The sequence below is a fragment of the Acinetobacter sp. CIP 102136 genome (assembly GCF_000369685.1).
In the GTDB taxonomy this organism is placed as follows: Bacteria; Pseudomonadota; Gammaproteobacteria; order Pseudomonadales; family Moraxellaceae; genus Acinetobacter; species Acinetobacter fasciculus.
On sequence record NZ_KB850148.1, the window covers coordinates 1 to 2,198 of the forward strand.

The following is a 2,198-nucleotide window of genomic DNA, read 5'->3' on the forward strand; positions in this document are numbered from 1 at the left end:
TCTTTCCTTCTTTTTGGTTTTAAGATAATCAATAAGTTCAAAATCTCTAATGCTATGCATATAAAAATAAAGATTCATTTCTGTAAGATGCGGTCTAGCCATAACGATCTCCTAATAGATCTAAGTGGTTAGCTAAGTGTTTCGGTGACAGCCGATTCACTTAGCGATTTTTCTAAAAGTTGAATTAATAATTGTTCTGCCGCACCAGAACCAAATATTCCATTTTCATAATCAGATTCGATAGCTCTTAAATACTCATGTCGTTTCTGATAATGACAAAGCAAACTAAAAATAAAATCTTCAACAGTTGTTAAGGTAATAGCGTTTTTCTCTGTCTCTTCCGCCAATTCTTCATCGGTTTTTTCTTCAATATCTAAAAGCTTTTTAAGACCACGAGACCAAACAAGCTGACGAGCACCTTTCATGGCAATAGCAAATTCTTGAAAAAGCTTTGATGGTAATTTTCCGTAGATTTCTTGGTTTTCAATCGATAACTGGAGAAGATCAAAAGGGGTATAACCACCTTCACGACCCTTTTTTGTATGGCCCTTAGTGATTTCATCTTCGATACCCCACTTAGAAACATATTGTTCCGCATAATAGCCATTACGCAGGTCTAAACCATGTTTCATTGAAGGAGCATTCAAGCCTGAATTAATACAGGCTTTAATCCAAAGACCAGTTAATTCGTTTTGATAATCTTTAAAACCTAAATTGTGATAATCGGCCAAAAGCAGAACATGATGATGGGGATGCCAGCCATTTTTTCCGTAGGTAACTTCAAGACCTTTAATTTTATGGTGGACACCTAATTCTTTAAAAATTGCCTGAACACGTGTCGTTTCATAAAAACGCTTCATAGCGCGTTTAAGACCACTTAGGTTATTTCTTAGGGATTGATCAGGGGAATGGCTAAAGGTCAAAGTGAGGAGATAAACAGAGCCTTTAAAATGCGTTTTCCATGTATTCAGACCAGTTTTTAATTCTTGACGACGCTTTTCTGTAATTTGCTTGGCACAAACAGGACATGACCAGATAGAACCGCAACGCTGAACGTTCGACCAGTGGGCTTTTTTTCGAGATTCACTATATTTGATATCGCGAGGCTTATATTTGTCGATGCGATTTTTAAGACAATTACAAACGCGTTCTTTAGGTAAAAGTTTTGCAGATTGGTCTTGAAGAAGAAAATCATGAAGACGCTGTATGCCTTGTGGCGAGCGGATTACATGAGATTTCGTAAATATACCAAGAGAACTTGGATTTTGAGCCTTTTTCGGGCTTGTAACAGAGGGATTTACCCCATAAAATAAAGTCATCGGACATACCAGAATTATGTTTGATCAAGGGTTGATGTGTTAGCGCACAGTCAGCCCATTTTTTTTACCATCACGTCACATACACAAAATAAAAACTAAAACAGAAATCACAACACATGATGGGTTAAGTGCAAAATCAATATACCCTCTTAGAAATATCAAAGTCAAAAAAAATGGTTAAAAAATATCACCATGAGACAAGAGTCCACAACTTTTGAGATAAAAGGTTAAGACGTGTCGAAAATGGGAACCCCAACCCATTTTCTAAAATCTACCGGTAATGTTTAAAAGGGAGCTTGTAATCAGAGAGGAAGGTTTTGAAATTCTTATTCTGGAGTCGTCACTCATAGACATTCGTTCGGGGAAAACTGGTAAAAGGTAATGTCCTTGTTGCGGGCGGTGCGGTAGTGCGAGCCCTCCACCGCCACCGTCCTCACCTCGTCCTATTAGGTAACAGATTACGCATATAATGTGTTCCCAAGACAAAAAATGCACCCCGAAGGGCGCACTTATGCAAATGTTATTTGCAGTACTAAACTGCACCAGGTGCAGTAGAGTCCACTAAAAAAATACCTTTTAAAGAACTTAATTCAGATTCAATTTTTAAAATAGATTTTTTCAACTCATCAGAATCAATCAAATCACGTTCTAAATAACCAAGGTTTTGAATAGGTGAAGGTAAAAACCCTAATTCCTTTTCAGATTCTAGAAGTTGATTAACCAAAGCATTACGCTCTTCAGCAATATGCTTGCGTAATAAATTAAGGATCAAAGAATTAAGCTTTCTTTCCTTCTTTTTGGTTTTAAGATAATCAATAAGTTCAAAATCTCTAATGCTATGCATATAAAAATAAAGATTCATTTCTGTAAGATGCGGTC

The 2,198-nt window shown here is 36.6% G+C and carries 2 protein-coding genes; both read right to left on the reverse strand.

Annotation, left to right across the window (positions count from 1 at the left end):
• Positions 1–128: 128 nt before the first annotated feature.
• Complete coding sequence (locus F893_RS16595) at positions 129–1,319, reverse strand: protein rep (RefSeq protein ID WP_005253769.1); 1,191 nt, start codon at positions 1,317–1,319, stop codon at positions 129–131.
• Positions 1,320–1,851: 532 nt separating this feature from the next.
• Positions 1,852–2,198 (reverse strand): hypothetical protein (locus tag F893_RS18160; protein ID WP_005253770.1); only part of this gene is annotated, 347 nt, incomplete at its 5' end.

Bases quoted from the DNA above. Each gene is read 5' to 3' on its own strand.
- F893_RS16595 (WP_005253769.1), bottom strand. From the start codon at position 1,319: ATGACTTTATTTTATGGGGTAAATCCCTCTGTTACAAGCCCGAAAAAG.